The following is a 24,876-nucleotide window of genomic DNA, read 5'->3' as shown; positions in this document are numbered from 1 at the left end:
CCTATTCGAGCGTCGTGTTCGCGCTCCCTTTCTTTCGCCGCGACCTGCCGGCACTGAAGGGCGAGCTTGTCACGCTGCGCGTACCGCTGACCAACGACTATCGCGAGTGGTCGGTGCTGCGGAGTGAAAGCCGCGCTTTTCTTGAGCCGTGGGAGCCGCGATGGACCCCTGACGAACTCGACCGCACGGCGTGGCGGCATCGTATCGGGCGCTACCGCGAGGACTACGCGCAGGGGACGGCGATCGCCTTCTTCATCTTCGAGAAAAGCAGCGGCAGGCTGGCCGGCGGTATCACCCTCAGCAATATCCGCCACGGGGTCGCCCAAAGCGGCCATATCGGCTACTGGATCGGCGAGCGCTTCAGCGGACGCGGCCTGATGACCGATGCCGTCAAGGTGGTGACGCGTTTCGCCTTCGAAACGCTGCGATTGCACCGGATCGAAGCTGCCTGTATTCCCGACAACGCCCGGTCGATCCGCGTGCTTGAAAAAGCCGGATTCCGGCGCGAAGGACTGCTACGATCCTATCTCAGGATCAACGGCATCTGGCAGGACCATTACCTATACGCCCGAATCGCGGACGATCCGCCGGGCGTTGGAACAAAGGACTGATTTTGACGAATTTTCTGCGCAAGGGGTCGCTGCTTGCCTTTATGCTGGCGGCAATCGTCACGCTCTGCGCGGCATCCTCGGCGTTTGCCGTAGAACCGATCAAGATCGCCCGCGACGACGTTGCGCTCGATCTTTCGGGGGCCGTCTCGATCTACCGGAACCAGGGCGAGAATTTTCAGGTGTCGACCGCGCCAGGCCCGGACGGCATCGTGCGGCGCATCGAGGTCGAGGCAAATGATGCGCGCTCGACCGGTGACTGGGCGGTGTTCGCGCTCGCTAATACCACCGACCAGCAGCTCGACAGGCTGATTGTCGCACCGCATTTCCGGCTGGTGAATTCCGGCCTGTTCTGGCCCGATCTCGGCTCGACCCGTATCGCTGCGATCACGCCCAGCGAAGGCTTTGCGCTCGACCGTCAGACCAGCCCCGACGCCGACGTGTTCCGGGTGACGTTGAACCCCGGAACGGTGATTACCTTCATCGCCGAGCTCGCCTCGCCCAAGCTGCCGCAGGTCTATCTGTGGGACCCTGAATCCTACAAGGATTCGGTCAATTCCTACACGCTGTTTCGTGGCATCGTCATCGGCATCGCCGGCCTGCTGGCGCTGTTCCTGACCATTCTTTTCGTCGTCAAGGGGACCTCGATGTTCCCGGCAACGGCGGCCCTAGCCTGGGCGGTGCTTGCCTATATCTGCGTCGATTTCGGCTTTCTCAACAAGATCATAGAGATATCACCGGGCAATGAGCAGATGTGGCGCGCCGGAACGGAGGTGGCGCTCGCGGCGACCTTCGTGGTGTTCCTGTTTGCCTATCTCAACCTCAACCGGTGGCACGGCCATTTCAGCTACGGCGCACTGGTCTGGATCCTCGGGCTGGTGCTGATCGCCGGTGTCGCCATCATCGATCCGGCGGTTGCCGCCGGAATTGCCAGGCTGTCCTTCGCCGCCACCGCGCTGACCGGGCTCGGCCTGATCATCTTCCTCGGTATCCGCGGTTACGACCGCGCCATCATGCTGGTGCCCAGTTGGGTGATGGTTCTGCTGTGGCTATGCGGATCGTGGATGGCAATCACCGGCATGCTGGACAACGATATCGCTCAGCCGGCGCTGGGCGGTGGGCTGATCCTCATCATCCTGCTGATCGGCTTCACCGTGATGCAGCACGCTTTTGCCGGCGGCGCGCTGCATCAGGGCCTGTTCTCCGACCTTGAGCGGCAGGCGCTGGCGGTTGCCGGATCGGGCGATACTGTGTGGGACTGGGACGTGCTGCGCGACCGCGTCGTCACTCGTCCCGACGTCAGCATTCAGCTCGGTCTTGCCCCCAACAGCCTCGGCGGCCCTGCCCGCAACTGGCTGCCGGTGCTGCATGCCGACGACCGCGACACGTTTCGCACGACGCTCGACGTGGTGCTCGAGCATCGGCGCGGCCGGGTGTCGCAAAACTTCCGCCTGCGCGGCGCCGACGGGCACTATCACTGGTTTTCGTTGCGCGCCCGGCCGGTGATCGGCTCGGACGGCGAGGTCATCCGCTGCGTCGGCACCATGGTCGACGTGACGGAGCAGAAGAAATCCGAGGAACGGCTGCTGCATGACGCCGTGCACGACAATCTGACCGGCCTGCCCAACCGCGAGCTGTTCATGAACCGGCTGGAGGCGATCATTTCGATTGCCCGCACCGAAGAGAAGGTGCGCCCGACCGTCTTCGTCATCGACATAGACCGGTTCAAGCAGGTCAATGACGGGCTCGGCATCTCGGCCGGCGATACCATCCTTTTGACTATCGCGCGGCGGCTGCACCGACTGCTCAAGCCGAAGGATTCGCTGTCGCGCTTTGCCGGCGACCAGTTCGCGCTGATGCTTTTGTCGGAGCAGGATCCGGCCCGCATCGCGGCCATTGCCGATGCCATCAAGCACGCCATCAACAACCCGATCACCTTCGCCAAGCGCGAGATCGTGCTGACGGCCTCGATCGGGCTGATCACCTGGACCGCCACGCAGACCTCGGCCGAGGACATGGTCAAGGATGCCGAGCTTGCCATGCATCAGGCCAAGCGCTTCGGCGGCGACCGGATCGAGCCGTTCCGTCCCGCCTTCCGCACCGTCGGCACCGACCGGCTGCAGTTCGAGTCCGATCTGCGCCGCGCCATCGAACGACGCGAATTCACGCTTGCCTACCAGCCGATCGTGCGGCTGGAGGACGGCAGCGTCGCAGGCTTCGAAGCGCTGCTGCGCTGGGACCATCCGCGGCGCGGCATGATCCCACCGGCGGATTTCATTCCGGTTGCCGAAAACTGCGGCCTGATCGTGCAGCTTGGGCTGTTCGCCATGCAGCAGGCTGCCGAAGACCTGGCGGGATGGCAAAAGCAGATCGGCGATGCGCCGCTGTCGGTCTCGGTCAATCTGTCCAGCCGCCAGCTCATCCGCCGCGACCTGGTCAGCGACGTCCGCTCGGTGATCGCGCGAGCCAACCTGAAACCGCGCTGCTTCCGGCTCGAACTCACCGAATCGCTGGTGATGGACAATCCCGAGCAGACCGCCCATGTGCTGACCAAGTTGAAGCAGCTTGGCATCGGCCTGTCGCTGGATGATTTCGGCACCGGCTATTCATCGCTGGCCTATCTGACGCGCTTTCCGTTCGACACCATCAAGATCGACAAGAGCTTCGTCGACGACGCGACGCCGAAACGTGCGGTGCTGCTCAAATCCATGGTCAACATGGCGCATGAACTCGGCCTGTCGGTTGTCGCCGAAGGCATTTCGGACGAGAGCGATGCGCTGGAGTTGCGGCAGATGGGCTGCGAATACGTGCAGAGCTTCATGTTCGGAGCGCCGATGCCGGGCGACCAGGTGCTGAAGACGCTGAAGGAACAGTATCCGCTCACTCAAGCGTGACAAGTTTCGGGGACGTAATGAGGCTCAGGCGTGACCGGCAGCCAGGCTGAGATGCGCGAGATCGATGCCGATCGAGGCAAGGATCCGGTCGTATTTGCGGTCGATGTCGGCGTCGAACAGAAGCTCGGCACTTGCCGGGCAAGTCAGCCAGCCATTCTCGACGATCTCGTTTTCAAGCTGGCCAGCACCCCAGCCGGCATAGCCGAGCGCCATCAGAGCCCGCCGGGGTCCGCGGCCGGAGGAGATGGCGCGCAATATGTCGACGGTCGCGGTCAGACAGACATCATCGGACACGGCGAGCGAGGATTCCACCCGGTAGTCGCCCGAATGCAGAACGAAGCCGCGGCTGCGATCCACCGGTCCGCCATTGCGCACGACGAAGTCGCGCGCCGGCGGCGGCAGGCGAATTGCCTCCAGCTCGTTCATGATGCCGAGTTGCACGAGCAGGTCCGGAAACAGCATCTGCTGCGTCTGGTTGATGATCAGCCCCATCGCGCCTTCGTCGCTGTGCGCGCAAATGTAGATGACGGAGCGCGTGAAGCGGTCGTCCTTCATGCCGGGCATGGCAATCAGGAACTGATCGTCGAGAAAGCCGGGTCCTGCGGCCGTCCTTTTATGGCGCAACAAATCCATGGCCACAGGGTAACGCGTTTCCGGGGCGTCGAAAAGATGGGCGGCGCCCGATTTGATCAGGCTCGTAAATCGAAGGTCACGCAAATATGATGCTGGCGGCGTCATGAAATCATTGTGCGGCCATCAACAGACGATCAAATCATCGCCATGCAAAGCTTGAAAATCCTGCTGCTTGGTGTGGCCATTGGATCGGCGACCGGCCTCCCCGCCTCAGCCTCCTCGTCGGCCTGGTACAACAGCGAAGGCGGCAGGGTGCGGCTGGTAACAAGCGGCAAAGCCGACGAGGCCGGACGTCTCCAGGGCGTCCTCGACATTGCGCTGAAGCCGGGCTGGAAGACCTATTGGCGCGATCCGGGTGATGCGGGCGTGCCGCCACAGATCGACGTCTCGGCCAGCACCAACATTGCCGACGCGACGCTTTCGTTTCCGCCGCCGCAGCGCCACGATGACGGCTATGGCAAATGGGCCGGCTACGACCACCCGGTTTCGTTGCCGGTGACGTTCACGCTTGCCGCGCCCGGCCAGCCGGCCGTCATCGATGCGGACATCTTCCTCGGCATTTGCGAAACCATCTGCATCCCGGTGCAGACAAGGCTGACCGTCGATCCCGGCGCCGATCCCGACAACGCCGAGGATGCGGCACTGGTCAAGGCGGGCCTTGCAACCCTGCCCGCCACGGCAACGCCCGATTTCGGCATAAACGTACTGCCGGGCGACCACGAAACGCTGATTGTCGAAGCGAGCTTTCCGGGCAGCCCCGAGGGCGCCGACTTCTTCGTTGCCGGCGAACGCGACTACATGTTCGGTGCCCCGGCACGCAGCGAAAAGGATGGCAAGCTGATCTTTACGGTGTCGATCCTCGACAGGCCGTCGACAACGCCAACCGATGGCGGCCTGCACTACACACTGACAAGTGCCGCAGGCGCGGTCGAAGGCCTGTTGCCATTCCCGTGATGCCAACGTCTGGACGGTTGCCGGGCGCGCCTTAATTCGCTATCGCAAGGACACTCCCTTCCATTTCCAAGCGAGGACCATCATGACGATCTCCGTTGGCGACAAACTGCCCGATGCGACCTTCAAGACAATGACCGCCGACGGTGCAAGGCCGATCACGACGGGCGAGATATTCTCAGGAAAGAAGGTCGTGCTGTTTGGCGTTCCAGGCGCCTTCACGCCGACCTGCAGCAACAATCATCTGCCCGGCTACCTGGACAATTACGACGCCATCCTGGCGCGCGGCGTCGACACTATCGCCGTTGTCTCGGTCAACGATGTTCACGTCATGGGGGCTTGGGCCCGCTTCAGCGGCGGTGAAGGCAAAATCCTTTATCTTGCCGATGGCAATGGCGATTTCGCCAAATCGGTCGGCCTCGACGCCGACCTCTCCAGCGGCGGCATGGGGCTACGCTCGAAGCGTTTTTCGATGATCGTCGATGACGGCAAGGTCACCGCACTCAATGTCGAGACAAAGCCCGGCGTCGACGAATCCGGTGCGGCTCACATTCTCGGACAGCTTTCCGTCCTGGCGACAGCCTAGGCCAGGCACGGCAAAGGGCGCCTTCGAGCGCTCAACGTCCAAAGGACGCTGACTTTTGCATCGGCGCATGATCCTTCCGAAAGCCGACCCGGTTTTCGGGGCCATGTGTCGGCCCTTCGGGACTGCTTGCTTTTGGGGACCTCGATTATGTCTGACATCGTCTGGCGCAGCGTCGCGATCGGCATCGGCGCAACCGCGCTTATGGATGTCTGGGCGATTTTCCTGAGCAAGGCCTTTGCCCAACCGCGACCGAACTGGGGGCTGGTCGGCCGCTGGGTCTGGCATCTCAGGGAAGGCAAGGTCTTCCATGACGACATTGGCGAGGCCTCGCCCTACCCGCATGAATCAGTACTTGGCTGGGCCTTTCATTATGCTGTCGGTATCGTCTACGGCATCATACTGGTCGTGCTGGCCGGAACGGCCTGGCTCACCGCGCCGACCTTCCTGCCGGCCTTTGCCCTCGGCATCGTCACCGTCGGCGCCGGCTGGTTTCTGCTGGCGCCCGGCATGGGTGCCGGCTGGGCCGCTTCGAGGCGCCCCAATCCGATGCAGGTCCGCGCCCTCAATCTTGTGTCGCACACGGTGTTCGCAATCGGACTGTTCGGCACCGCCCTGCTGATCCGATAGGTAATTAACCGTCGCGGCGCTGCGTCGGCCTGTCGATCGGCTGCCATCCATGGATAACGCGACGCGCGCTGATATCGTATGCGAAGTAGTTCCCACCGCCCGCTGGCTGATCCGCCTCGCGGCTGATTTCCCGACCGCTCAAAGAGAGCAGCAGGAGCGTTCCGACACCTCCGTGACCTATGAAAGCAACGTCGACGGCGGCGTCGGTGCGTAGCACAGTGTCTACCTCGCTTAGAATACGACGCTGGGCTTCGATAGCTGGCTCCCATCCACGAATGCTGCTGTTTGGATTGGCGAAGAATTGGTCGGCGACCGCTTCGAACTCCGATGGCGGCAGGAAACCGGTTGCCGATCGGTCATTCTCATGCATCCGTTCCCTCACCTCGACTGCAAGGCGGAGATGCCTTCCGAGTATCTCGGCGGTTTCTATCGCCTTGCGTTCACCCGACGACACGATCCGCCGGATCGACCCAACCCACGGCTGATCGAGCATTGCAGATGTTCTCGCTCGCCCGATGTCGGACAGTCCCCACTCCGGCACTGGAACGTTGGCATCGACCTGAACCTGGGGATGCGTGATGTAGTATGCAATCGGCATGATAAGAGCTTTCCTGCCAGAGAGCGGACCCGCAGCCGGAATTCAATAGCTTTGCGTCGAGCGCCGCGCCTTTGTGGCGGCCGGCTGCTTTGACTGTGAACCTGGGTCTGGCGCCGCAGTCTTGACGAGGCCTTTCTTGAATGGCGCCATGCCGAGCCGCGCCAATTCGTCGGCGCGCTCGTTCTCGGGATGGCCGGCATGGCCCTTGACCCAATGCCAGGTGACCTGATGGCGGTTACGCGCCGCGTCGAGCTGCTGCCACAGCTCGGCATTCTTCACCGGCTGCCTGGCGGCCGTCTTCCAGCCGTTGCGCTTCCAGCCGTCGATCCAGCTGAAAATACCGTCCTTGACATAGTTGCTGTCGGTATAAAGATCGACGGCGCAGGGCTCCTTGAGCGCATTAAGCGCCGAGATGGCCGCCAACAGTTCCATACGGTTGTTGGTGGTGGCAGCCTCGCCGCCATGGAGCTCCTTAATTGCGCCGTTGAAGCGCAGGATTGCGCCCCAGCCGCCAGGCCCGGGATTGCCCGAACAGGCACCATCGGTGAAGATTTCAACGCGCTTGGTCATGTCAGTCCATATTCGGAAGGAGAGTTGATCGCCCGGTGGAAGCGCATCCGGCGGATATACTCGGTCGGGTCGCGTTTCATCACCAGCCCGCCGTCCGGGACCGTCAGCCAGTCGTAGAGCCGGGTCAGCATGAAGCGCAGCGCCGAGCCGCGCGCCAGCATCGGCAGCGCAGCTTTCTCGTCACTGCTCAACGGCCGCACGCTTTGGTAGCCGGCAAGCAGCGCCGTGCCCTTGGTCAGATTGAAGGAAAAATCCTTCTCGAAGCACCAGGCGTTCAGGCACGTGGCAACGTCATAGGCGTAGAGGTCGTTGCAGGCGAAATAGAAGTCGATCAGCCCGGACAGTTTCTCGCCGAGGAAGAACACATTGTCCGGGAAAAGATCGGCATGGATGATGCCTCGCGGCAGACCGTTCGGCCAGTTCCGCTCGAAATCGGCGAAATCGGCATCGACCTCGGCAGCCAGTCCCGGCTCGACCTCGTCGGCGCGGGCGCGGGCGGCATTCCACAGCTTGCGCCAGCCATCGATGGCAAGGGCGTTGGGGCGGGTCATCGGAAAATCCGCGCCGGCGAGATGCAGTGCCGCCAGCGCCTTGCCGACCTCGCCGCAATGCGCAGCCGTCGGCCGCCGCAGCGACAGGCCTTCGAGAAAGGTGATGATGACCGCCGGCCGGCCGGCAAGTGTTCCGATCACACCGCCATCATGTGCGGTGACCGGGAGCGGGCACGAAATGCCCTTTCTGGCGAGGTGGGCCATGAGGCCGAGAAAGAACGGCAGGTCAGCCTTGTCGACGCGCTTCTCGTAAAGCGTCAGGATGTAGGAGCCGCTGCTGGTGTGCAGCAGAAAATTCGAGTTTTCGGTACCTTCGGCGATGCCCTTGTAGGACAAGAGGTCGCCGACCGGATAGTTCCTGAGGAATGCGCCGAGCTCGCCCTCGTTGACGTCGGTGTAAACCGCCATCGTTGCTACGCGGCCCCGTTGACGAAGGCCATGTCGGCAGCCGTCAGTTCGACATCGCGCAACACCCGCATCACCGGAAAGTCCTCCGTCTCCGTCGCCGTCACGGCCAGCTCGATGGTCACGTCGAAGCGCTGCCTGAACGCATCGACGATCTCGTCGACGATGATCTCCGGCGCCGAGGCGCCCGCCGACAGGCCGAGCGTCGAAATGCCGGCAATCTCATTCCACGGAATTTCGGAGGCGCGCTGCACAAGAAGCGACATCGAGGCGCCGGCGCGCTCGGCCACTTCGACCAGGCGCCGCGAGTTGGAGGAGTTAGGTGCGCCGACAACCAGGAAGAGATCGGCGCCGGCCGCTGTTTCCTTGACCGCTTCCTGGCGATTGGTGGTGGCATAACAGATCGATTCCGCCGCCGGCGCGTGCAGCTCGGGAAAACGCTGCCGCAGGGCGCGGATAATACCGGCGGTGTCCTCGACCGACAGCGTCGTCTGGGTGACGAAGCCGAGCGCTTGCGGGTCTGCGGGCACGAAGCTTGCGGCGTCGGCCTCGGTCTCGATCAGAGTGACCGCGCCGTCCGGCAACTGGCCCATTGTGCCGATCACCTCCGGATGCCCGGCATGACCGATCAAAAGCACGTGGCGGCCAAGCCGCTGATGGCGCATTGCCTGCTTATGGACCTTCGAGACCAGCGGGCAAGTCGCATCGAGATAGAACAAGTTGCGGGACTGGGCGTCGGCTGGCACCGATTTCGGCACGCCGTGCGCCGAAAAGACGACCGGGCTCTGGCGATGCTCGGGCGGGATCTCGGAGAGCTCCTCGATGAACACCGCGCCGAGGCTTTGCAGCCCTTCGACGACGTAGCGGTTGTGCACGATCTCGTGGCGGACATAGACCGGCGCGCCGTATTTCTTCAGCGCCAGCACGACGATCTGGATGGCACGGTCAACGCCCGCACAGAAACCGCGGGGCTGGCAGAGCCGGATGGTCAGCGGCGGCTTTGTGTGAAGCATGATTGCATCTTACGCTGATTGTAGGCCGGTTGATCGGACTATGACTTCTGAGCTCAAGGCGCGAAATGAGGTGCGCGGCCCTGCCCTGTCAAGGGTAGTGGCGGCGATCATTGGTCTTTCGCCGGGCGGCGGAGCCAGGAGATCAGGACGCCGGCAAGGGCGGCGGCAAGGCCGTACCAGGTTATCGCATATTGCAGATGGCTGTTCGGCAGGTCGATGACGGTGACACCGCCAACTGGCAGCCCGCCGGGGTTGGGCGTGGCGTTCGCATCGATGAAGATCGGCACCAGCGCCGCACCTGTCGGCAGGCCGGCGCTCGAGGCCATCGCGTCACGATCTTTCCAGTAGAAGATATTCTTCTGTGGATCATTGTCGGGAAGCATCATCGAGGGCTTGGCCGGCAGCGGGTTGCGGGCGAGCCCCGTCACCGTCACTTTGCCCGTTACCTGCCCCTGCGGCCGCTTGGCTGGATCCTTGAAATCGTAAGGCACGAAGCCGCGGTTGATCAGCACGAAACGGCCATCGTCGAGCTGTAGCGGCGTGAAGACGTCGAAACCGGACTGGCCTTCCCAGGTGGCGAGGAAATGCCGCTCGTCTTGATGCAGGAAAGTGCCGGTCACTATCACCGGCGTGTAGTCCACGTCGCCGGCGGCAGCAAACCGCTTTTCGAGCTCGGCCAATGGCACAGGCGCCGAATGCGTGCGCTGGTCTATCGTCTGGAGAAGGCCCTCTTTCCAGTGCAGGCGCTGAACCTGCCAGGTGCCGAGCGCCAGCAGGATCAAAAACACGACGATACCCAGGCCGAGCGCCAATGCGCGCTTCGGCCGCGACCGGCCGGCCACCAAACCTGATGCCTCGCTCATTCGCCGCGGTCCAGCTGGCCTTCGGCCGCCTTGTTGCGGTATTGCAGCGTCAGCAGCACGCCCTTGATCAGCCGGAGCGCCGCCAGGCAAAGCACCAGCGTCAGCGGAATCCACAGCAGCAGATGCAGCCAGAGCGGCGGATTGAGCGTCACCTCCATCCACAACGCCAGGCCGACGACGATAAAGCCGATGATCAGGATAACGAACACCGCCGGCCCGTCGCCGGCATCGGCGAAGGAATAATCGAGGCCGCAATTGGAGCAGCGATCACCGACCGTGAGGAACCCGGAGAACAGCTTGCCCTCGCCACAGCGGGGGCAGCGGCCATGCAAGCCGGCCGAGATCGGATCGATTGGTGGCCAGATCGCCTTGTCGTCGCTCATGAGGTCATCCTAGGAGCATTTGCCGCAAAAGATAAGGCGGCCACGTCGCCGCAGCCGCCTTGTCGATTTCCTCAGCTCGATCTCAGTGCGGTTCGATCATCGCGCCGTTCGATGCCCAGACGTAGATCGAGGCAAACAGGAACAGCCACACCACGTCGACGAAGTGCCAATACCAGGCGGCGGCCTCGAAGCCGAAATGCTGCTTGGGCGTGAAGTCGCCCTTCATGGCGCGGATCAGGCAGACCAACAGGAAGATCGTGCCGATGATGACGTGGAAACCATGGAAGCCGGTCGCCATGAAGAAGGTGGCGCCGTAGATCGAATCCCTGAAGCCGAACGGCGCGTGCATGTACTCGTAGGCCTGCACCATGGTGAACAGCATGCCGAGGCCGACGGTCAGCACCAAGCCATTGATCAGGCCCTTGCGGTCGCCGTGGATGAGCGAGTGGTGCGCCCAGGTCACCGTGGTACCTGACAGAAGCAGGATGACGGTGTTGTAGAGCGGCAGATGGAAAGGGTCGAGAACTTCGAGGCCCTTGGGTGGCCAGACGCCGCCGGTGAAGGCGGTACGGGCGTATTGATGGACCTCGCCCGGAAACAGGCTGGCGTCGAAGAAGGCCCAGAACCAGGCGACGAAGAACATCACCTCGGAGGCGATGAACATGATCATGCCGTAGCGCAGATGCAGCGACACGACACGGGTGTGGTGTCCCTCATGCGCCTCCTTGATCGTATCCGACCACCAGGCGAACATCGTGTAGATGACGATCAGCAGGCCGATGAAGAACAGCCATGGATTGGCGACATTGAAACCGAAGATCGGGAAATCGCCGCCCTTGAGGTATTGCATGTAACAGACGCCGCCGAACGCGGTCACCAGCGCCCCGACGGAGCCCAGGAAAGGCCACGGGCTCGGGTCGACAAGGTGGTAGTCATGTTGTGGTTTTGCGTGTGCGTCTGCCATATCAACCCCCGAGGCTTGCTTCGGTATCTGAAATCTTGTTGCGGCGGCCGTCGGCCGGCACCGATGATGCGACCGGCTTGGTCTTGTCGACCGGGAACATCGTGTAGGACAGGGTAATCGTCGTCAGATCCTTCAATTCCGGCGCGTTGACGATGTCGGGATCGACATAGAAGACGACCGGCATGTCCAGTGTCTCCCCCGGCTTCAGTGTCGTGTCGGTGAAGCAGAAACACTCGACCTTGTTGAAGTAAGGTCCGGCCAGTTCAGGCTGCACGTTGAAGGTGGCGCGTCCGGTGATAGGCCGGCTGAATTTGTTCGTCGCGCTGAAATGCGCCTCGGCGGTCTCGCCGATCTTGATGGTGATCGAGCGGGCGACCGGCTGGAATTGCCAGGGAACGCCGGCGGTGTTGGCGTCGAAGCGGATGGTGATGTCGCGATCGAGCACCCGATCGGCATATTGCTGGGTCGCCCGTTTGACGGTGCCGCCGTAGCCTGTCGCCTGGCAGAACATCGCGTAGAGCGGCACCGCGGCGTAGGCCATGCCGATCATGCCGCCGAAGAACGCGATGCAGACGCCGGCGACGACGCGGTTCGTATTCTTCTTCTTAGGATCGGTGACTGTTTGCCTGGTCATGTTCAGCTCACATCGAGCCGGTGGGGCTGTGACCAAATTTCACGATGGTCGCGACGTAGAATATGACGACCAGCGCCGCCAGCGCGAAACCGATTGCGGCCGAGCGATTGCGGCGGGCCTTCTGCTGACGTTCGGTCAGCGTGACCAGTTCAAGCTTCTTTTCGGCCATGCTCATGCTCCACCAATGGTCAGCGCGCGCGCGACGACGCAATCGCCAAGGTAGGCGGCGAAGATGGCGAAGAGATAGAGCAGCGAATAGCCGAACAAGGCCTTGGCCGGCTTCATCGCCCGATCGTCATCGGCCATTTGCAGCACCTTCCACGCATACCAGACGAAGCCGGCGCCGAGCAGCAATGCAACGACGCCATAGGCTGGCGTGGTGAAGCCGAGAACCCAGGGCAGCACGCCAACCGGCGCGAGGACCAGCGCATAGGCAAAGATCTGGCGTCTGGTCGAGGCCTGGCCGGCGACATTCGGCATCATCGGAATGCCTGCCTTGGCGTAGTCCTCCGACTTGAAGAGCGCGAGCGCCCAGAAATGCGGTGGCGTCCACAGGAAAATGATCAGGAACAGCACCAAGCTTTCGAGGCTGACCGATCCGGTTACCGCCGCCCAGCCTATGACCGGCGGAATGGCACCGGCAGCCCCGCCGATGACGATGTTCTGCGGCGTCCAGCGCTTCAGCCACATCGTATAGATGACGGCATAGAAAAAGATCGTGAAGGCCAGAAGCGATGCTGCCAACCAGTTGACCAGCACGCCGAGCGTCATCACCGACAGAACCGACAGCACCAGCCCGAAACTCAATGCCTCGCCTGGCCGGATGCGGCCGGCCGGCACGGGACGGCCGGCGGTGCGCGTCATCACCGCATCGATGTCTGCGTCATACCACATGTTGAGCGCACCGGAGGCGCCGGCGCCGATGGCAATAGCCAGGATCGCGATCACCGCCAGCAGCGGATTGATGGTCACCGGGGCGGCGACCATGCCGACAAACGCAGTGAACACCACCAGCGACATGACGCGCGGCTTCAGCAGGGCGAAGAAATCGCCCGCCGTCGCTTCCGACATGCGGAAGCCTGGCTCGTCAATCAGTCTGTCTTCGGCAAGGGCCATGCGTACTTAAAGTCCATCATTCCGTTGGCCAAAACCGCCGGCCGGCCGGCGGTTCCGTATTAAAGGAGGCAACCGCCTACTTGATCTTCGGCAACTGTTCCCACTGATGGAACGGCGGCGGCGAAGGCAGCTGCCATTCCAGCGTGGTCGCACCCTCGCCCCAAGGATTGGCGCCGGCGACCCGCTTCTTCTGGAACGCCTCGAAGACGCCGAACAGGAAGATGACGACGCCGACAGCCGAGATGTACGAGCCGTAGGACGACACCATATTCCAGCCGGCGAAGGCATCGGGATAGTCGATATAACGACGCGGCATACCGGAAAGCCCGAGGAAGTGCTGCGGGAAAAAGACCAGGTTGACGCCGACGAAAGTGACCCAGAAGTGAGTGTTCGCGATCACGGGCGAGTACATGTAGCCGGTCATTTTCGGGAACCAGTAGTACCAGCCGGCGAAGATCGCGAAGACCGCGCCCAGCGACAGCACGTAGTGGAAGTGCGCGACCACGAAATAGGTGTCGTGCAGCGGGCGGTCGAGGCCGGCATTGGCCAGCTGCACGCCGGTGACGCCGCCAACAGTGAACAGGAAGATGAAGCCGATCGCCCACAGCATTGGGGTCTTGAGCGAAATCGACCCGCCCCACATAGTGGCGATCCACGAGAAGATCTTCACACCCGTCGGCACCGCGATGACCATGGTGGCAAAGACGAAATAGCGCTGGGTGTCGAGCGACAGGCCCGTCGTGTACATGTGGTGGGCCCAGACGATGAAGCCCACCGCGCCGATGGCAACCATCGCATAGGCCATGCCGAGATAGCCAAACACCGGCTTCCTCGAAAAGGTCGAGATGATATGGCTGATGATACCGAAACCCGGCAGGATCAGAATGTAGACCTCCGGATGGCCGAAGAACCAGAACAGGTGCTGGAACAGGATCGGATCGCCGCCGCCGTCCGGGGCGAAGAAGGTGGTGCCGAAATTGCGGTCGGTCAACAGCATCGTGATGCCGCCGGCCAGCACCGGCAACGACAGCAGCAGCAGGAAGGCGGTAATCAGCACCGACCAGGCGAACAGCGGCATCTTGTGCATTGTCATGCCGGGCGCGCGCATGTTGAAGATGGTGGTGATGAAGTTGATGGCGCCAAGAATCGAGGAGGCGCCGGCGATGTGGATTGACAGGATCGCCAGATCCATGGCTGGTCCGGGCTGGCCGGATGTCGACAGCGGCGGATAAAGCGTCCAGCCGCCGCCGACGCCGTAAGCGCCGGGCGCACTCGGAACGAAGGCCGAGAAAATCAGCAGGATGAAAGCCGGCGGCAGCAGCCAGAACGAGACGTTGTTCATGCGCGGGAAGGCCATATCCGGCGCGCCGATCATGATCGGCACCATCCAGTTGGCAAAGCCGCCGATCAGCGCCGGCATCACCATGAAGAAGATCATGATCAGCGCATGCGCGGTGGTGAAAGCATTGTACATGCTCTTGCCCCCGTCGATGGCGGCGTCGCCGTTCATGCCGTAGACCATCTGCGCCAGGCCAGTGAAGATCTGGATGCCCGGCTCCTGCAATTCCATGCGCATGACGACCGACAAGGCGCCACCGATGCAGCCCGCCATGATCGCGAAGATCAGATAAAGCGTGCCAATGTCCTTGTGGTTGGTCGAATACACCCACCGGACCCAGCCATGATACGGCTTGTGGTCGTGGTCGTCGTGAGCTGCAGCGTGCGCCATGGTCGGCTCCGTTCCCTGAATCTTTTCTGGTCGCGGCATCAATTGCCGGCGGCCGCTACCTTGTTCGTGCCATCGACCTCGGCCATCAGCGCCTTGTTGGCGCCGGGAAGGTCGGTCTTGGCTGCCGCCAGCCAGGTCTTGTATTGTGCATCGGAGACGACGCGAATGGCGATCGGCATGAAGGCGTGGTCCTTGCCGCAGAGTTCCGAGCACTGGCCGTAATAGAGGCCTTCCTTGTCCGCCTTGAACCAGACCTCGTTGATGCGGCCCGGCACCGCATCGGTCTTGATGCCGAAGGACGGCATGGCAAAGGCGTGAATGACGTCGGTCGCCGTCACCAGCACCCGGGTCATGGTGCTGACCGGCACCACCATCTCATTGTCGACGGCGAGCAGGCGCGGATACGCGGCGCGATCTTCCTTGCCGGCAGCGGCCCTGTCGGCATCCTGAAGGATCGCGGAATTAAAGGAAAGCGTGTTGTCGACCTGGTATTCGTAGTCCCAGTTCCACTGATTGCCGGTCGCCTTGACGGTCAGCTTGGCTTCTTCCGGCGGCGTGTATTGCGCGGTCAGCAGCTGGAACGAGGGAATGGCGAGACAGAGCAGGATGACCACGGGACCGACAGTCCAGATGACCTCGATCAGCGTGTTGTGGCTGGTGCGCGACGGCGTCGGGTTGACGCTCGCCCGGAACCGCAAAATGCAATAGGCAATCAGGAAAAGCACCAAGGCGGTGATCACAATGATGAACGCGAACGAGTAGTTCCCGAACCACTCGATCTGCCTCATAATGTCGGTCGCCGGAGGCTGAAAACTGGTTTCCCAAGGTTGGGGCTGGGCTGCATGAGCGGATGCAGCGGCAAACAACGTGGCGGCGGCACTAGCTACGATTTTGGCGGTTGCCAGGAATTTTCTCATCGCCCTCGTCATCTCCCAGTTCCTCGCGATCGGACCGCAAGAATGTCGAACAATGCCGGGACGGGAATCCCGGACAATTCAAGGCTGGTTCAAACCATACTCTATTTGCCTCCGCAAGAAAGGAGCGCCGGAACCCGTGCGGCATTTTTGCGCGCAAGCGCGGCGCTGGCTTCGTGCGGTGACGGCTCGCCGCGAATCACCAGAGCGGCATCCGGGTAGAATGAGCTGCGCGGCGCGCGGAACCGTCGCAATTAGGGCGAAATTGGCACGGAAAAGCGCATTGTTGCCTGTGTCGGGGCGGATCGCCGGGGTCTCGTCCTTTACTTGGGTTTAGTGCGGCTTAAAGTGCCGTGATTCGCAATGGAGCCGTCATGAACCCTTGGCTTTCGAGAACCTTGGCGAAGGTCATCTTTGTTGCCGCCGCAATAGCCTTGTCCGGCGCCGGCCTGGCCAATGCCGCGCAGCCAAGCGGCACGGTGAAGTCAACGCATGGGGCGTGGTCGATCATCTGCGATACGCCCGCCGGTGCTACATCCGAACAATGCGTGATGATGCAGAACGTCGTCGCCGAGGACCGTCCGGAAATGGGTCTTTCCGTTGTCGTGCTGCGCACAGCCGACAACAAGGCCGAAATCCTGCGTGTGCTGGCGCCGCTCGGCGTGCTGTTGCCCAACGGCCTCGGCCTCAATGTCGACGGCAAGGATATCGGCCGCGCGTATTTCGTGCGCTGTTTCCAGGACGGCTGCTATGCCGAGGTCATCCTGGAAAAGCCGCTGCTCGACACGCTGAAGACCGGTACGTCCGCCACCTTCATCGTCTTCCAGACGCCGGAAGAGGGGATCGGCATTCCCGTCGACCTCAAGGGTTTCGCCGACGGCTTCGCCGCCCTGCCTTGAGACCGGGTCTTGTAGCACGATCCAGTGATGTTGACCGGCCGGGTCACGGCAAATCTCATTTCAGATTGTCTGTGCGGGCCTTCGCGCCTACATCGTGGGAAACAATCCTCCTGCGAATGGACCTGCCATGAACAGCCTGATCGGCCAATTTGACATTTCCGACGATCGCATCAAGCAAATCGTTGCCGAGACTATTAACGGCGCCGACGACGGCGAACTGTTTCTCGAATATAGCGAAAGCGAATCGCTGATGTTCGACAATGGCAAGCTGAAGACCGCGAATTTCAACACCGACCAGGGTTTCGGCCTGCGCGCCGTCGCCGGCGAAGCCAGCGGCTACGCCCATTCCAGCGATCTCTCCGAAGCCTCGCTGCTGCGCGCCGCCGATGCCGTTTCGACGGTGAAGAGCGGCTATTCCGGCACGCTTGCCGCAGCGCCTGCCCGCACCAACCGCCATCTCTACAGCGACGGAAACCCTATCCCCTCGCCTTCCTTCGAGGCCAAGGCCAAGCTGCTTCAGGAAATCGATGCATGGCTGCGGGCCGAGGATCCGCGCGTCAGGCAGGTGACGGCGTCGCTCGCCGCCTCCTGGCAGCATGTCGAGATCGTGCGCGCCGACGGCCAGATGGTGCGCGACATCCGTCCGCTGGTCAGGATCAACGTGTCGGTGGTGGTCGGCGACGGCGACCGCCAGGAGAGCGGCTCCTACGGCATGGGAGGCCGCAAGGATTTTGGTGAATTCCTGATCGAGGACAGCTGGCGGCACGCGGCCAAGGAGGCATTGCGGCAAGCGCTGGTCAATCTCGAAGCGGTTCCAGCACCTGCCGGCACTTTCGACATCGTGCTGTCGAGCGGCTGGCCGGGCGTCATGTTGCACGAGGCCGTCGGCCACGGGTTGGAAGGCGATTTCAACCGCAAGAAGACGTCGGCCTTCGCCGGCCTGCTTGGCCAGCAGGTGGCGGCGAAAGGCGTCACCGTCGTTGACGACGGCACCCTGCCCGAGCGGCGTGGTTCGCTTACCGTCGACGATGAGGGCACGCCATCGGCCCATAACGTGCTGATCGACGATGGCAAGCTGGTCGGCTACATGCAGGACCGCCAGAACGCCCGGCTGATGGGCATGAAAGCCACCGGCAACGGGCGACGCCAAGGTTACGCGCACGAGCCTATGCCGCGCATGACAAACACCTACATGACAGGAGGCGACATGGAGCCGGACGAGATCATCGCCTCAGTCAAGAACGGCATCTATGCCGTGTCGTTCGGTGGCGGCCAGGTCGACATCACTTCGGGCAAGTTCGTGTTCGGCTGCACCGAAGCCTACATGATCGAGAACGGCAAGGTGACGCAACCGATCAAGGGCGCCATGCTGATCGGCAACGGGCCGGATGCCATGCATCGGGTTTCGATGGTCGGCAACGATATGAAGCTCGACACCGGCATCGGCATGTGCGGCAAGGCCGGACAGGGCGTGCCGGTCGGCGTCGGCCAGCCGCATCTCAGGATGAACCAGATGACAGTCGGCGGCACCAGGGTTTGATGGAGTTGACGCCGAATTATCGCCGCTCCGGAACAACCAATCCCCGCCGCCCACTGCCTTGTCATCGCTTTAAGTAGGAGTAGCTTGCGCCTTGAATTTGCCGAGAGCTTCGACTATCTTACATTCGTCTTACACCTAAGGACGTGCCGAGATGGCTGCCGCAGAGAAGCTCGTAACTACGGTCTCGACCAAGGGACAGGTCATCCTGCCCAGCGCGATCCGGAAACGGAGGGAATGGCATGCCGGCACACGCCTTCTGGTCGAGGATACCCCGGAGGGCGTGCTACTGAAGCCTGCGCCAGTCTTCGCCGAGACGCGGCCAGAGGACGTGTTTGGATCGCTGCGCTATAGCGGCAGGCCGAAGACGTTGGAAGAAATGGACGCGGGCGTGCTCGCCGAAGCGCGGCGGCGCCATGCTCGCAATTGATACCAACCTGATCGTCCGCTACCTGACGGGCGATCACCCGTCGCAGTCTTCCCGCGCCCGGGCGCTGATCGATAGCCAGCCGGTCTTTGTCGCCGTCACGGTGATGCTGGAAGTCGAATGGGTGTTGCGCAGCGCCTACGGTTTTGCGCCGCTTGAAATCGCCCGTACGCTACGGGTGTTTAGCGGGCTTCCCACGGTAGAGGTGGAAGACGGGGCGGTCGTGTCGTCCGCGCTCGACCTCTCGGAACAGGGGTTGGATTTCGCTGACGCGCTGCATCTGGGCAAGTCCGCTCACTGCGCTGGCTTCGCGACTTTTGACCGCAAGTTCGTCAGGGCCGCGAAGGCGGCCGGATACGAACGCGTGCAAGAAGCATAGCAGCTCACAGCGGCCCAGCGCGGCACAAAAGCGCGCCACAGGGTCAGCCTGGTTTCAGGCATAGATGCCGGAGCGGACTGCCTCCAGATAGGCAAGCACCTTGTCCGTCTTGCCTTCGCGAACCAGATCGTAGGCGGTCTTTCCGGCCCAACCGGGGATCGGCTGATGCTTGAACCAGATCGCCGCACGATGTTCATCACCGGCCATCTCGCCGGCCATCGCCAGGATACGGACGATGGGACTCAATGCGGCGTCGACCTTGCGCGCACCGGACTTGGCGGCAAGCGTGTTGCGCGCGAGACCGGTCAGCCCCGCCAGTTCTGTCATATTAACCCCTAGCAGTTCAGCGACCCGCCTTGGCGAGAGAAACGCGCCCGCTCCTCGCCGAAGCGCCATGCCGAAATTTCGAAGGCTGCGGTGCTCATGGCAATTCCCTAGCACAGTCTGAACGACGTGCGTTCAAAATGTGCTTTTTTGGTGCGCGTTTCAGGCCCTGGCTGCTAGCGCCTTCGTCTCGGCTTCTCCAACAGCGCCACGACCTCGACATGCGGCGACCACAGGAACTGGTCGATCGGCGTCACGCTCTTCAGGGCGTAGCCGCCGTCCATGAGGATGCGTAGGTCCCGCGCCAGCGTTACCGGATTGCAAGACACCGCGGCGACGAGCGGCACGTCGGAGCGCGCGATCTGCTTCGACTGGTCCTCGGCGCCGGCGCGAGGCGGGTCGAAGACAACGCCGTCAAAGGCATTCAACTCCTTGAATGTCAGCGGCCTCCGGAACAGGTCGCGACGTTCGCCGGTCACCCGCTTCAGGCCGCTGGCGAAACGGAATGCCCGGTCGAGCGCCGCGAGTGCTGCCGCATCGCCTTCCACCGCATGAACCTCCGATCTTGCGGCTAGGCGCAGCGCGAAGCTGCCGCAGCCGGCGAAGAGATCGGCGACCTTTTTGGCGCGCGCGAAATGCTGGACGACAATGTTGGCCATCGCCTGTTCGGCAGCCTCGGTCGCCTGCAGGAAAGCGCCCGGAGGCACTGCGACGGCGACGCCACCAAACAGGACGACCGGTTTGTTTGGTTCGATAATGACCTCGCCGTCGACCGACAGCCTGGCTAGCCGCTCGGCGATGACGAAGTTGGAAGCGACGCGGCGCTGGTTCTCGCCGAGCTTGCCGGAATCGTGAACCGCGACATCGAGGCCGGAACCGGTCACCGTCACCGCCATGTGGAACGATTTGGTCGTGGTGCAGATCAGTCCGGCAAGCATCCTCAAACGGTCGAGCGCAGCGACGATCTGCGGCAGCGAGATCGGGCATTCCTCGATCGAGATGATCTCGGATGACAGCGCGCGAACAAAGCCGAACTGCATTCCCGCCTCGCTCCGCCGGGCGGTGAAGACGACGCGGCGGCGCGTGTGCGGCGCGCACGGCACCAGCGCCCCGACATCGCAAGCGATGCCCTTGCTCTTCAGCGCATGCACGACCTTTTCGCGCTTCCACCGGTGATAGGCTTCAGTCTCGAGATGCTGGACGGCGCAGCCGCCGCACGCGCCGAAATGCCGGCACGGCGGATCGACCCGCAACGGCGAAGCCTCAAGGACCGACATCAAGGTGGCGCGATCTTTCTCCCGCGCGGCGGTGACGACCTCTCCCGGCAGCGCGAACGGAATGAAAACCTCGCCGGTTTCCGTCTCGGCGATGCCGTCGCCCTGCGAGCCCAACCTTGCGATCGTGAAACGAGTGCTCATCGCTTCTGGGTCTCGACGTCCTTGATGCCGCCGAGCAGGAACTCGCGGTTGCCGTCGCCGCCCTCTATCGGTGACAGATGAAGCCCCAGCGAGCGCCAGCCGGGAATGGCATCGAGCCAGTCCTGCATCAGGCCGGCAATGCGCGCCGCATCATAGGGGTCCTTAAGCAGGCCGCCCTTGCCGATCGCCTCACGGCCGGCCTCGAATTGCGGCTTGACCAGAAACACAGCTTTTGCGCCATTCCTGGCCAAGGCAAGCGCCGGCGGCAGCGCCAGTTTCAGCGATATGAAGCTGACATCCGAGACGATGAAATCCGGCACACGGCCGCCGAGATCGGCGGCCGACAGTTCGCGCGCATTCAGGCCTTCAATTACCGTCACGCGCGGATCGCCGGCAATGTCGGAGTGCATCTGGCCGTGCCCGACATCGATCGCCGTGACATGCGCCGCGCCGCGTTCGAGCAGCACCTGCGTAAAGCCGCCGGTCGAGGCGCCGACATCGAGCGCTTCGTTGCCGGTGGGGTCGAGGGCGAAATGGTCGAGACCAGCCTTCAGCTTCAGTGCGGCGCGCGACACGTAACCTTGCGCCGGATCGTCAACGACAATGTTGCACTCAGGCAGAACGGCCTGGCCCGGCTTGAGGGCGACGATGCCATCGACCGTCACGGTGCCGCGCTCGACCGCGTCGCGGGCACGCGAGCGGCTGGCAAACAGACCGCGCTGGACGAGCAATTCGTCGAGCCGCTGGCGTATGCTGGCTGGCGGGATGGAAGTCATCGGCCTTCATGGCGAAAGCCAACGATGATGGCAAGGTTATTGGCGATGAGAGAAGGCATAGTTGGAAAATCGAGTGAACTCATCAGCCGCTGCGCTGTTTGTCGAACCTCGCACGAGACCCGACGCAATGCTAAGAAAGAGATGCCGTTTAGCCGTCGAAACGTGGAGGAGGTACATGCTGACGGGAACCTGCCACTGCGGCGCAGCCCACTGGACCCTGGAGGGCGATCCCGGTTCGATCACTGCCTGCAATTGCACACTTTGCCGTCGCTACGGCACGCTCTGGGCTTACGACTATGTCGACGAACGCATCCGCCTTGCGGGGCCCGTAAGCGCCTATCGGCGCGTCGGAAAGGCTCATCCTTCGCTTGAGATTCTCTTCTGCCCAACCTGCGCTTGCGTCCTGGCCTGGCGCGGTTTGCATCCCGATGCGGCTGGGCGCTACCGCATCGCCGTCAATGTGAGGCTTGCGCCGCCCGAGGCCGTCGCCGATCTCCCGATCGACCATTTCGATGGTCTCGATACATTCGAGGATTTGCCGAGAGATGGTCGCTGTGTGCGCGACATGTGGTTCTAGTTTCTAGAGTCTCTTCGGGATCGTGCTTTAGAATATGGTCCGCGAAGCCCGCCGTTCGACGGCCGGCGTCAGACCGTCGCTGCTGTCGCCGGACACCTGCGTGTGCGGCCGGTCAGCGGAACTGGACGCCTTCGGCAAGGTATCTGGCACGACGACGAATTGCGGCGCCTGCTTGTAGGAAAAGCCGCCACGGATTTCGCCGATCTTGCCGGCGACGATGCCCATCACCGCCTTTTCGAGTTTGCGGTCGTAGCGCGTTTCGGCTGTAGCCGACAAGACGAAGATGGCCGCAAGCGCGATGCCGCCCAAAAGCGATCTCATTGGTCTGCTTTCCGCTGCCTGGTTGCCTTCTAGCAGGGCGGCGTTGAAAAACGGCCAAAGGACACGGTAAGCAGATCACCAAACGGCAGCGTAAACAGCATCTTACGACCGTCCGCCGGCAATTTTATTCAAGCAGTTGAGAATTTGATTCAGACTGGCATCTTGCAGCCAAGTTGAATCGCGTCGGCGTCGCGGGAATGCGTCTAAAAGCTAGGCGCGCTGGGCCTGCGCGGTATGCCCCAGCGCCACGAACACGGTGCGCACGATGCCGGCGCTGTCCAGCCCGGCATCGGCATACATCTTTTCCGGCTTGGCATGGTCGACAAATGTGTCGGGCAGCACCAGCGGGCGCACCTTCAAGCCGCTCTCCAGCAGCCCTTCATGGGCCAGGAACTGCAGCACATGGCTGGCGAAGCCGCCGACCGCGCCCTCTTCCACCGTCACCAGTATCTCGTGTGAACGGGCCAGCCGCCGGATCAGGTCCTCGTCGAGCGGCTTGGCAAAACGGGCATCGGCGACCGTGGTCGAAAGCCCGGCCGCGCCAAGCTCCTCGGCTGCGGCCAGGCAATCCTGCAGCCTGGTGCCGAAGGAAAGCAGCGCAACCTTAGTGCCTTCCCTGACGATCCGGCCCTTGCCGATCTCCAATACCGAGCCACGTTGCGGCATCTCGACGCCAACGCCGTTGCCGCGCGGGTAGCGGAACGCGATCGGGCCGTCATCGTAGCTTGCGGCGGTGCGTACCATGTGGCGCAGCTCGGCCTCATCGGCCGCGGCCATGACGACGAAACCGGGCAGCGTCGCCAGGAAGGTCGTGTCGAAGGCGCCGCAATGGGTGGCACCATCGGCGCCGACGAAGCCGGCGCGGTCGATCGGAAAGCGCACCGGCAAATTCTGGATCGCCACGTCGTGGACGACCTGATCGTAGGCGCGCTGCAGGAAGGTCGAGTAGATCGCCGCGAAAGGCTTGAAGCCTTCCGTGGCAAGGCCGGCGGCGAAGGTCACCGCATGTTGCTCGGCGATGCCGACATCGAAGGTCCTCGCCGGAAACGCTTCGCCGAACAGATCAAGCCCGGTGCCGTTCGGCATGGCGGCGGTGATAGCGACGATGCGGTCGTCCTCTCGGGCCTCCTGGATCAGGCTTTCGGCAAACACCTTGGTGTAGCTCGGCGCATTGGCGGGCGCCTTGGCCTGGGCGCCAGTGATGACGTCGAATTTGTTGACGCCATGATATTTGTCGGCCGCCGCCTCGGCCGGGGCGTAGCCCTTGCCCTTCTGGGTCACGACATGGATCAGCACCGGGCCGTCGGCATTGTCGCGGACGTTCTTCAGCACCGGGATCAGGTGCTCGAGGTTGTGACCGTCGATCGGGCCGATGTGGTAGAACCCCATTTCCTCGAACAACGTGCCGCCGGTGACGTAACCGCGCGCATGCTCGACCGCTCGCTTGATGGCGCGATCGGCGCGCTCGCCGAGATACGACGTCAGCTTCTTGCCGAAATCGCGCAAGCCCAGATAGGTCTTGCCCGACGCCAGACGGGCCAGATAGGCGCTCATTGCGCCGGTCGGCGGAGCGATCGACATATCGTTGTCGTTCAAGATGACGATCAGCCGGGCATCGAGTGCGCCGGCATTGTTCATCGCCTCATAGGCCATGCCGGCCGACATGGCGCCGTCGCCGATGACGGCAATGACATTGTTGCGGCCATCGGACAGATCGCGCGCCATCGCCATGCCGAGGCCGGCTGAAATCGAGGTCGAGGAGTGGGCTGCGCCGAACGGATCGTATTCGCTCTCGACGCGACGCGTGAAGCCGGACAGGCCGCCCTCCTGGCGCAGCGTGCGGATGCGATCGCGGCGGCCGGTCAGGATCTTGTGCGGATAGGCCTGGTGGCCGACGTCCCAGATCAGCCGGTCGTCCGGCGTGTTGAAGACGTAGTGCAGCGCGACGGTCAACTCGACCACGCCAAGGCCGGCGCCGAGATGGCCGCCGGTGTGGGAAACGACGTCGATCAGTTCGGCGCGAAGCTCTGACGCCAGCTGCGGCAGGTCGCCTTCGGCAAGCGTGCGCAAATCGGCTGGGACGCGGACCTTGTCGAGAAGCGGCGTATCGGGCTTTGCGTTCACTGTTTGCGAGCCTGGTCAGATTTTCTGTTCATCGTGAAATATGCCGCTGGCCGGC

General features: G+C 62.7%; 27 protein-coding genes and 1 pseudogene. 10 read left to right on the top strand and 18 right to left on the bottom strand.

Annotation, left to right across the window (positions count from 1 at the left end; all coding sequences use genetic code 11):
* The first annotated feature begins 14 nt into the window (after positions 1–14).
* Entirely contained in the window at positions 15–611 is a 597-nt protein-coding gene (locus tag NKI47_RS21035; RefSeq protein ID WP_352593383.1) for a GNAT family N-acetyltransferase, read from the top strand.
* A gap of 2 nt (positions 612–613) precedes the next feature.
* Positions 614–3,502 carry an EAL domain-containing protein gene (locus NKI47_RS21030; protein ID WP_023674148.1) on the top strand — a complete coding sequence of 963 codons (2,889 nt, stop codon included), beginning with the start codon at positions 614–616 and terminating at the stop codon, positions 3,500–3,502.
* Positions 3,503–3,526: 24 nt separating this feature from the next.
* On the opposite strand, the gene NKI47_RS21025 is transcribed toward NKI47_RS21030, so the two are convergent.
* The gene (locus tag NKI47_RS21025; RefSeq protein ID WP_031211061.1) at positions 3,527–4,135 is read right to left on the bottom strand and encodes a YqgE/AlgH family protein; all 609 of its coding nucleotides are present in this window, start codon (positions 4,133–4,135) and stop codon (positions 3,527–3,529) included.
* Between the two features lie 147 nt (positions 4,136–4,282).
* On the opposite strand from NKI47_RS21025, the gene NKI47_RS21020 reads away from it, so the two are divergent.
* From NKI47_RS21020 to NKI47_RS21010, 3 genes are all read left to right on the top strand, one after another.
* Positions 4,283–5,089, top strand: a complete 807-nt coding sequence (locus NKI47_RS21020; RefSeq protein ID WP_352593380.1) for a protein-disulfide reductase DsbD domain-containing protein — start codon at positions 4,283–4,285, stop codon at positions 5,087–5,089.
* Between the two features lie 82 nt (positions 5,090–5,171).
* Positions 5,172–5,672 (top strand): peroxiredoxin, encoded by a 501-nt coding sequence (locus NKI47_RS21015; RefSeq protein ID WP_023674145.1) that lies wholly within the window; start codon positions 5,172–5,174, stop codon positions 5,670–5,672.
* A gap of 147 nt (positions 5,673–5,819) precedes the next feature.
* Positions 5,820–6,299: a DUF2938 domain-containing protein gene (locus NKI47_RS21010; RefSeq protein ID WP_352593377.1), complete on the top strand. Its 480-nt coding sequence runs from the start codon at positions 5,820–5,822 to the stop codon at positions 6,297–6,299.
* Between the two features lie 4 nt (positions 6,300–6,303).
* Here NKI47_RS21010 and NKI47_RS21005 read toward each other — a convergent pair whose 3' ends face one another.
* The 12 genes from NKI47_RS21005 to coxB all read right to left on the bottom strand — a co-directional run bounded on the left by NKI47_RS21005 (position 6,304) and on the right by coxB (position 16,042).
* Positions 6,304–6,897, bottom strand: a complete 594-nt coding sequence (locus tag NKI47_RS21005) for a histidine phosphatase family protein (protein ID WP_352593374.1) — start codon at positions 6,895–6,897, stop codon at positions 6,304–6,306.
* Between the two features lie 42 nt (positions 6,898–6,939).
* Entirely contained in the window at positions 6,940–7,467 is a 528-nt protein-coding gene (gene rnhA / locus NKI47_RS21000) for a ribonuclease HI (protein ID WP_352593371.1), read from the bottom strand.
* Positions 7,464–8,426: a homoserine kinase gene (locus NKI47_RS20995; RefSeq protein ID WP_023674141.1), complete on the bottom strand. Its 963-nt coding sequence runs from the start codon at positions 8,424–8,426 to the stop codon at positions 7,464–7,466. Before NKI47_RS20995 ends, rnhA begins: the two co-directional genes overlap by 4 nt.
* Before the next feature lie 5 nt (positions 8,427–8,431).
* Positions 8,432–9,436: a 4-hydroxy-3-methylbut-2-enyl diphosphate reductase gene (gene ispH, locus NKI47_RS20990; RefSeq protein ID WP_352593368.1), complete on the bottom strand. Its 1,005-nt coding sequence runs from the start codon at positions 9,434–9,436 to the stop codon at positions 8,432–8,434.
* A 107-nt stretch (positions 9,437–9,543) separates the two neighbouring features.
* The gene (locus NKI47_RS20985; protein WP_352593365.1) at positions 9,544–10,299 is read right to left on the bottom strand and encodes an SURF1 family protein; all 756 of its coding nucleotides are present in this window, start codon (positions 10,297–10,299) and stop codon (positions 9,544–9,546) included.
* Positions 10,296–10,682, bottom strand: a complete 387-nt coding sequence (locus tag NKI47_RS20980) for a DUF983 domain-containing protein (protein ID WP_352593362.1) — start codon at positions 10,680–10,682, stop codon at positions 10,296–10,298. Before NKI47_RS20980 ends, NKI47_RS20985 begins: the two co-directional genes overlap by 4 nt.
* Before the next feature lie 82 nt (positions 10,683–10,764).
* Complete coding sequence (locus NKI47_RS20975) at positions 10,765–11,646, bottom strand: cytochrome c oxidase subunit 3 (RefSeq protein WP_023674137.1); 882 nt, start codon at positions 11,644–11,646, stop codon at positions 10,765–10,767.
* A 1-nt stretch (position 11,647) separates the two neighbouring features.
* Positions 11,648–12,280, bottom strand: coding sequence for a cytochrome c oxidase assembly protein (locus tag NKI47_RS20970; protein ID WP_352593359.1), 633 nt, complete (start codon positions 12,278–12,280; stop codon positions 11,648–11,650).
* Positions 12,281–12,287: 7 nt separating this feature from the next.
* Positions 12,288–12,455: a cytochrome c oxidase system small membrane protein gene (locus NKI47_RS20965; protein ID WP_502898063.1), complete on the bottom strand. Its 168-nt coding sequence runs from the start codon at positions 12,453–12,455 to the stop codon at positions 12,288–12,290.
* Positions 12,452–13,396, bottom strand: a complete 945-nt coding sequence (locus NKI47_RS20960; protein WP_352483710.1) for a heme o synthase — start codon at positions 13,394–13,396, stop codon at positions 12,452–12,454. Before NKI47_RS20960 ends, NKI47_RS20965 begins: the two co-directional genes overlap by 4 nt.
* Before the next feature lie 76 nt (positions 13,397–13,472).
* Complete coding sequence (gene ctaD / locus NKI47_RS20955) at positions 13,473–15,125, bottom strand: cytochrome c oxidase subunit I (protein ID WP_031211058.1); 1,653 nt, start codon at positions 15,123–15,125, stop codon at positions 13,473–13,475.
* A gap of 38 nt (positions 15,126–15,163) precedes the next feature.
* Complete coding sequence (coxB, locus tag NKI47_RS20950) at positions 15,164–16,042, bottom strand: cytochrome c oxidase subunit II (protein ID WP_031211057.1); 879 nt, start codon at positions 16,040–16,042, stop codon at positions 15,164–15,166.
* A 371-nt stretch (positions 16,043–16,413) separates the two neighbouring features.
* Here coxB and NKI47_RS20945 point away from each other — a divergent pair, with 371 nt between their 5' ends.
* The 4 genes from NKI47_RS20945 (at position 16,414) to NKI47_RS20930 (ending at position 19,281) form a co-directional block, all read left to right on the top strand.
* The gene (locus NKI47_RS20945) at positions 16,414–16,938 is read left to right on the top strand and encodes an invasion associated locus B family protein (protein ID WP_023674131.1); all 525 of its coding nucleotides are present in this window, start codon (positions 16,414–16,416) and stop codon (positions 16,936–16,938) included.
* Between the two features lie 127 nt (positions 16,939–17,065).
* Positions 17,066–18,478: a metalloprotease TldD gene (tldD, locus tag NKI47_RS20940; protein ID WP_352593356.1), complete on the top strand. Its 1,413-nt coding sequence runs from the start codon at positions 17,066–17,068 to the stop codon at positions 18,476–18,478.
* A gap of 151 nt (positions 18,479–18,629) precedes the next feature.
* On the top strand, positions 18,630–18,905 hold the full coding sequence (locus NKI47_RS20935) for an AbrB/MazE/SpoVT family DNA-binding domain-containing protein (protein ID WP_023674129.1): 276 nt from the start codon (positions 18,630–18,632) through the stop codon (positions 18,903–18,905).
* Positions 18,892–19,281, top strand: a complete 390-nt coding sequence (locus tag NKI47_RS20930; RefSeq protein WP_023674128.1) for a type II toxin-antitoxin system VapC family toxin — start codon at positions 18,892–18,894, stop codon at positions 19,279–19,281. Before NKI47_RS20935 ends, NKI47_RS20930 begins: the two co-directional genes overlap by 14 nt.
* Before the next feature lie 54 nt (positions 19,282–19,335).
* Here the strand turns inward: NKI47_RS20930 and NKI47_RS20925 are convergent.
* The 3 genes and pseudogenes from NKI47_RS20925 to NKI47_RS20915 form a co-directional block, all read right to left on the bottom strand.
* Positions 19,336–19,706, bottom strand: a pseudogene (locus NKI47_RS20925) (antitoxin Xre/MbcA/ParS toxin-binding domain-containing protein).
* Between the two features lie 75 nt (positions 19,707–19,781).
* Positions 19,782–21,023 (bottom strand): class I SAM-dependent RNA methyltransferase, encoded by a 1,242-nt coding sequence (locus NKI47_RS20920; RefSeq protein ID WP_352578614.1) that lies wholly within the window; start codon positions 21,021–21,023, stop codon positions 19,782–19,784.
* Positions 21,020–21,799 carry a TlyA family RNA methyltransferase gene (locus tag NKI47_RS20915; protein ID WP_352593353.1) on the bottom strand — a complete coding sequence of 260 codons (780 nt, stop codon included), beginning with the start codon at positions 21,797–21,799 and terminating at the stop codon, positions 21,020–21,022. The genes NKI47_RS20920 and NKI47_RS20915 overlap by 4 nt, the downstream gene beginning before the upstream one ends.
* A 175-nt stretch (positions 21,800–21,974) precedes the next feature.
* On the opposite strand from NKI47_RS20915, the gene NKI47_RS20910 reads away from it, so the two are divergent.
* Positions 21,975–22,376 carry a GFA family protein gene (locus NKI47_RS20910; RefSeq protein WP_352593350.1) on the top strand — a complete coding sequence of 134 codons (402 nt, stop codon included), beginning with the start codon at positions 21,975–21,977 and terminating at the stop codon, positions 22,374–22,376.
* Between the two features lie 27 nt (positions 22,377–22,403).
* On the opposite strand, the gene NKI47_RS20905 is transcribed toward NKI47_RS20910, so the two are convergent.
* On the bottom strand, positions 22,404–22,697 hold the full coding sequence (locus tag NKI47_RS20905; RefSeq protein WP_352593347.1) for a hypothetical protein: 294 nt from the start codon (positions 22,695–22,697) through the stop codon (positions 22,404–22,406).
* Between the two features lie 210 nt (positions 22,698–22,907).
* Positions 22,908–24,821, bottom strand: a complete 1,914-nt coding sequence (gene dxs, locus NKI47_RS20900) for a 1-deoxy-D-xylulose-5-phosphate synthase (RefSeq protein WP_352593344.1) — start codon at positions 24,819–24,821, stop codon at positions 22,908–22,910.
* Positions 24,822–24,876: the final 55 nt, after the last annotated feature.

Origin of the sequence: Mesorhizobium sp. M0633 (genome assembly GCF_040320645.1) — a bacterium.
Taxonomy (GTDB): domain Bacteria; phylum Pseudomonadota; class Alphaproteobacteria; order Rhizobiales; family Rhizobiaceae; genus Mesorhizobium.
This window is presented reverse-complemented; position numbering and strand designations above follow the sequence as displayed.